Origin of the sequence: Pseudoalteromonas sp. S3178 (assembly GCF_005886985.1) — a bacterium.
Classification (GTDB): Bacteria; Pseudomonadota; Gammaproteobacteria; order Enterobacterales; family Alteromonadaceae; genus Pseudoalteromonas; species Pseudoalteromonas carrageenovora.
Genome location: NZ_PNCW01000015.1, coordinates 22,398 through 28,768, shown reverse-complemented (window position 1 = coordinate 28,768; position 6,371 = coordinate 22,398). Strand labels below are relative to the sequence as shown.

The window sequence follows — 6,371 nt, the reverse complement described above, 5'->3', positions numbered from 1 at the left end:
TGCTTCACTTCTAAAACATGGCGTGTGTGCAGTTAAGCGAATTGGTAAATCACTTTCTTCGTAAATTTCGTCGCGTGCGCTGTTGGTAAGCGGTACTTCTGCTGTAGGAATTAAGCTAAAGCCAGCTTGTTGTTCACCGTCGTCGTTTACTAGGCCTAATGTGTGGAATAAGTCGCCTGCAAACTTAGGTAATTGGCTAGTCCCGTAAAGGCTTGCGCTGTTTACTAAGTACGGTACATACATTTCTGTATAACCGTTTGTGTCTGTGTGGGTATCTAGCATGTATTGTGTAAGTGCACGGTGCATACGTGCTACTTGGCCGCGCATTACTGTAAAGCGTGCGCCACTAATTTTAACGCCCATTTCAAAATCTAGGCCGTTTAGATCTTGCCCTACATCTACGTGATCTTTTACTTCAAAGTCGTACTTTTTAGGCGTGCCCCAAGTAAGTATTTCAACGTTGTCGTCTTCGTCAGCGCCTTCTGGTACTGATTCGTCTGGCAAGTTTGGAATTGCTAATGCAATGTCATTAATGGCGTTTAGTACTTCGTCTTGCGCTTTTTTAGTTGCGTCTAATTCGCTGCCTAAATTTGCCACTGCGTCTAGTAGTGGCTGTGCATCTTCGCCTTTCGCTTTTGCTTGACCAATGGCTTTAGCACTGGCGTTACGTTGACTTTGAAGCTCTTGCGTTTTTACTTGTAATGTTTTGCGTTGCTCTTCAAGTTCTGTCACTTTTGCAACATCAAGCTCGTAGCCACGAGCCGCTAAGCGTGCTGCAGTTTGCTCAACGTCTTGTCGTAAATATTTAGAATCTAACATGTTAGTTTTTTAACCTTTTTGCATTACCAGCTGAAGGCCCAGCCAAGCCATAAAAATACAGATCATCACATTTAAGATGATATTGAGGGCCATTTTAATAAAGTGACCTTGTTGTAACAACAACAACGAGTCCATTGAGAATGTTGAGAAGGTGGTTAACGCACCTAAAAAGCCAATACCAATAAGGGTTTTGGCGGGGCTTGCGGTGATAATTTCTTTATCTATCAAACCGTACAAAATGCCCATTAACAATGAACCCAGAATATTAACCGTCAACGTGCCAAAAGGGAATCCCCTACCGAGGAGTTTTAGCGTGGTTTCGCTAATAAAAAACCGTAAACAGGCTCCTGAGGCGCCGCCAAGGGCAATCATCATATAAAGTTTAATCATTTTCGTACCGCTTAAGTGGGCTTTGCGCATCGCGCTCTTTTAGGTAATCGAGTTTTTGTTTAATTTTTTGCTCAAGGCCGCGATCGCTCGGTAAGTAATATTCTTTGCCGTCCATTTCTGGCGGTAAGTACTTTTCACCTGCGGCAAAGGCACCCTCTTCGTTATGCGCATAGCGGTACTCAGCGCCGTAACATAAGTCTTTCATTAAGTTGGTTGGTGCATTGCGTAGATGCTCTGGCACCGGGTAACTTGGCTCGTTTTTGGCGTCAGCCTTTGCCTGGTTAAATGCCATATAAACCGCATTACTTTTGGGTGCGCTGGCTAAATATAAGGTGGCTTGTGCAATGGCGCGCTCGCCCTCACTTGGGCCTACACGCTGAAATATATCCCATGCGTTTAACGCCACTTCCATTGCGCGGGGGTCGGCATTACCTATGTCTTCTGTTGCAATGGCAAGTAACCGCCTTGCTACATAAAGTGGGTCGCCACCGCCGGCTAAAATACGGCAATACCAATACAGCGCACCATCGGGGGAGCTGCCGCGTACTGATTTATGAAAAGCCGATATTAAATCGTAAAATTCATCGCCGCCTTTATCGTATTTAGCTAAATGCGTGGGAAGTACTTGGCTTAATACGTGCTCGTCTACGTTGTATGTGCCGTTTTGCTCGGTGGTTAAATCAACAGCTTGTTCAAGCAGGTTTAACACTTTTCGCGCATCACCGCCGCTTGCTTGGCAAAGCGCCTGTTTGGCGTTATTAGCAATAACTATGTTTTTTTGGTTTAGTTGCTCATCTTGCAAAAGTGCGCGCTCTATAACTGTGTATAGGTCGCTCTCTTGTAATGACTTTAAAACATAAACCCGTGCGCGCGATAAAATAGCGTTATTAAGTGCAAACGAGGGGTTTTCGGTTGTGGCGCCTACAAATATAAAAGTGCCATCTTCTATGTGAGGTAAAAATGCATCTTGTTGCGATTTGTTAAAGCGGTGCACTTCGTCAACAAACATTAAGGTTCGTTGTCCACGGCTTTGCAGGTTATCTTGGGCTTGCGTTACGCTGTCGCGAATATCTTTCACGCCTGCGGTAACAGCCGACATTTGTATAAGCTGGGCATCGGCATGGTTTGCAATAATTTGCGCAAGAGTTGTTTTACCCACACCAGGCGGGCCCCATAAAATTAAGCTGTGGCAACGCCCTGCAACAATGGCTTGGTGCAGGGGTTTATCGTCACTAAGTAAATGTTGCTGACCTATATATTCGTCAAGCGTTGTTGGGCGCATTCGCGCCGCAAGCGGGCGTACATCTGGCCCAAAGTTAAAGCCTAAATTATTCACCGTTACTCTGATCGTCTATTTCAACACCCTCTGGCGGGGTAAATTCAAAGGTACTTGTATCAAGTTCGGTATTTACTTGTGCATCGCTAAAACTAAATGATGAAAGCTGACCAGAGTTATCTGTCACGATTAATTTAGCAAGGCCTTTCTCATTACCTGCAAAAGTAATATCAAGTTGTTCTACTTGGCTCTCTACGCCTTTATTTGGCGTAACACTAAAGCCAGAGCTAGTAGCTTGTACGCTGTACTTTTCCCATTGAGCGGGATCTTTTGAAGTAAGCAATACAAACGGTGTGGAATCTATAAGGCTGTGGGTGTCCATTATAGTTACTTGCTCAGCAAAACTGTCGAAGTAATAGGTTTTGTCGCCATTTGATACAAATAAAGTATCGTCTGGGTTTGTTTGTTGCCAGCGGATCATCATAGGTTGTTTAAGGGCAATTGTGCCCTCGCCTTGCATAACCGCTTGACCTTGCGGATCAGTTACGTTTTGCGAAAACTGCGCTTTAAAACTTTTAAGTGTTGCTAGTTTGTCTTGCAGTGCCTGGCTGTCATCAGCAAAGCTAGGCGTAGCAACTAAGCTGCCAAGCACTAATAATAAACTGTTTAATTTTTTCATTAATTTGCTCCATTAGGTACTAATACATCACGAGCGCCGTTATGACCTGGCGAACTCACGATACCCGATGTTTCCATTTGTTCTACTAGTCGTGCTGCACGGTTATAGCCAACACGCAATTTACGCTGTACTGACGATACCGATACTTTGCCGGTTTCTATTACAAACGCGACCGCTTCGTCGTAAAGAGGGTCTGACTCTTCATCTGCATTTTCGCTTGCTTCACCGGGTAATAAAATATCTTCTGTTGCATCACCATTTAAAATTTCGTCTACGTAGTTTGGTTTACCACGTGCTTTCCAATCATTTACTACGGCGTGTACTTCATGGTCGTCTACAAATGCGCCATGCACACGCTCTGGTACACTGGTGCCTGGCGGTAAATAAAGCATGTCACCCATACCTAATAGGTTTTCGGCGCCTTGCTGGTCGAGTATGGTACGCGAGTCTATTTTACTTGATACCTGAAACGCCATTCGTGTAGGTATATTGGCTTTAATTAAGCCGGTAATTACATCTACCGATGGGCGCTGTGTTGCAAGTACTAAGTGTATACCCGCTGCACGTGCTTTTTGCGCAATACGGGCTATTAGCTCTTCAACTTTTTTACCTACAATCATCATCATGTCGGCGAATTCGTCAATAACTACCACTATGCTCGGTAGTTTATCTAGCTCATCGGGGCCTTCTTTCATGCCGTCGGTGTCTTTAAATAATGGGTCAAGAATTGGGTAACCCGCCTCTTTGGCCTCAAGTACTTTTTGGTTGTAACCTTTTAAGTTACGCACACCTAGCGCCGACATTAATTTATAGCGGCGCTCCATTTCACCTACACACCAACGCAGCGCATTAGCCGCTTCTTTCATATCGGTAACTACTTCACACAATAAATGCGGAATACCTTCGTAAACTGAAAGCTCTAGCATTTTAGGATCAATCATGATCATACGTACATCGTCGGGGCCCGATTTATACAGTAAGCTTACTATCATGACATTAACGCCCACTGATTTACCCGAACCAGTTGTACCAGCAACGAGTAAGTGTGGCATTTTACCTAAATCAGCACACACAGGTTGCCCTGCAATATCTTTACCAAGTACCATGGTTAATGGTGATGGGTTTTGCTCAAATTTAGGGGCGTTAATTACCTCAGATAAACGTACAATTTCGCGGTATTTGTTAGGCAGCTCTATGCCTATATATGTTTTACCCGGTATAACTTCAACTACACGTACGCTAATAGCTGAAAGCGAACGGGCTAAATCTTTAGATAAGCCAGTAATTTTAGACACCTTTATACCTGGTGCTAAATCAAGCTCAAAACGTGTTACTACGGGCCCCGGGTACACACCTACTACAGTGGCTTGTACGTTGAAGTCGAGTAATTTTGTTTCAACAAGACGCGATACGGTATCGAGCTCTTCTTGAGAAATTGGGTTTTTAGCTTTGTCTGGTCTATCAAGCAAATCAAGCGAAGGCAAAGGCCCCGGCGGTGGCTCTTTATCAAGTAACTCTTCGAATTTTTCTTTTGCAGAAGGTGGTGGCTGATACGCAGCTTTTACTTTAGGCATAGGCCTAGCTGGTGATACAACTGTAGTAACTGGTTTTTCAGGTTCAACGACTTGGCTTTGATCAAGCGCGTTAAGCGCAGCCTCTGTATCCATTGGCTCGTCGTCTATAGCACTAAAGCCAATTTCTTGATCGAGTATATCGTCAAGCTCATCAAATGGGCTGTAGTCATCACTAATTTGTGGCTCACTAAACGTTGGCTGCTCTTTAGTAATGGCTTTTTGTTTGTTTTGTTTTTTATTGTTAGTCGGTGCTTGTTCAAATTCAGGTGAGTCATTTAGCTCGTTGTTTGTATCAAAAGCGATTTCATCAAAACTTTCATCGTTAAACTGAGCATCAGCTTGTACTGCACTACCCGCAATACGTTCTCGATGCATCCAGCCTTGTGCGTAGGCTTTAGTATAACGATAAAACCTAACAACTAAATCGCCCAACCAATCTACAAACTCAACCCACGACACGCCTGTTAATAGTGTTAAACCGGCAAAAAAGAAGCACAATAATAAAATAGTGGTACCGGTAAAATTAAACGCAGGCATCATTGCTGATGCAATCACATCGCCCACTACCCCACCAGATGAAAAGTTATAAATATCGTCAAAATTAATACTGCTAATTGCCGTAGCTGACGTTATAAATAACGAAAAGCCAATAACACGAAGTGCAAGCGTTGTGTAATCAAGCTGTAAAATTCGGTGAGGTTGCTTAAACAATAAATAGCCAAACAACTGAATTGCCGCAGGTACAAAGTACGCGAGCCAACCAAAGGTAAGTAATAATATATCAGCAATCCACGCACCAGCAGCGCCTGTAATATTACTTACTTCGCTAAAGCTTGTTTGTGACCAAGCAGCATCTGCTGGATCAAAGCTGATCAAGGCACATAAAATGAAAATTGCCGCAAAGGTACTGATTATCAGCCCTGTTTCTAATAGTCTTTGCACACCGTTTAGGCGCATAGCTTCCTATCCCTCTTTATTATTCTATTTGCACTTGCTTAGCAGTCAAATACCTTAGCAGGAAATGCAATTTGATGCACTTTATCTTAGTTTGTATGGCCTGATTATGAACAAGTTTTTATTATTTAAGCGTAAAAATAAATATACCAACGCGCAAGCAAAGCCCTTAAGCAATATAAGGGTGAATAATTACACCTTGTTCACCTTTTACCTCTTCCATTACTACATAAGTTCGGCTTTCGCTTACGTTAGGAAGCTTTAAAAGTATATCGCCTAAAACACCTCGGTATTCCGACATATCGTTAACTCGCGTTTTTAATAAAAAATCGAAATTACCCGACACTAAATGACACTCTATTATTTCTTCGTGCTTTTTAACGGCTGCACTAAATTCGTCAAATACATCAGGAGAGGTTTTAGTAATTGTCACTTCTACATACACAGATAAACCTTGGCCAAGCTTGGCAGGATCGACCACCGCTTTATAACCGAGTATATATCCTTCTCGTTCTAACTTTTTAACGCGCTCCAGACAGGGCGTGGCGCTCAGGCCAACTCGTCGGGCCAGTTCAACATTAGAAAGGCGCCCATCGTGTTGTAATTCCATTAAAATTTTACGGTCAATTCTATCTAATAACTGATGCATAAGCCCAACTAGTTTTTTATTCTGTTTATT

Annotated in this window: 6 protein-coding genes; all 6 read right to left on the bottom strand. The window is 43.1% G+C overall.

Annotated features, from left to right (window positions below):
* Window positions 1–819: serine--tRNA ligase (locus CWC11_RS03500; RefSeq protein ID WP_138681578.1), on the bottom strand; the 819-nt coding region annotated here is incomplete at its 3' end.
* Window positions 820–828: 9 nt separating this feature from the next.
* Window positions 829–1,209: a fluoride efflux transporter CrcB gene (gene crcB, locus CWC11_RS03495; protein ID WP_138681577.1), complete on the bottom strand. Its 381-nt coding sequence runs from the start codon at window positions 1,207–1,209 to the stop codon at window positions 829–831.
* Window positions 1,202–2,545 carry a replication-associated recombination protein A gene (locus CWC11_RS03490; RefSeq protein ID WP_138681576.1) on the bottom strand — a complete coding sequence of 448 codons (1,344 nt, stop codon included), beginning with the start codon at window positions 2,543–2,545 and terminating at the stop codon, window positions 1,202–1,204. Before CWC11_RS03490 ends, crcB begins: the two co-directional genes overlap by 8 nt.
* Complete coding sequence (gene lolA / locus CWC11_RS03485; RefSeq protein ID WP_138681575.1) at window positions 2,538–3,164, bottom strand: outer membrane lipoprotein periplasmic chaperone LolA; 627 nt, start codon at window positions 3,162–3,164, stop codon at window positions 2,538–2,540. The genes CWC11_RS03490 and lolA overlap by 8 nt, the downstream gene beginning before the upstream one ends.
* Complete coding sequence (locus CWC11_RS03480; protein ID WP_138681574.1) at window positions 3,164–5,695, bottom strand: DNA translocase FtsK; 2,532 nt, start codon at window positions 5,693–5,695, stop codon at window positions 3,164–3,166. The genes lolA and CWC11_RS03480 overlap by 1 nt, the downstream gene beginning before the upstream one ends.
* Before the next feature lie 166 nt (window positions 5,696–5,861).
* Complete coding sequence (lrp, locus tag CWC11_RS03470) at window positions 5,862–6,341, bottom strand: leucine-responsive transcriptional regulator Lrp (protein WP_138681572.1); 480 nt, start codon at window positions 6,339–6,341, stop codon at window positions 5,862–5,864.
* Between the last annotated feature and the right edge of the window lie 30 nt (window positions 6,342–6,371).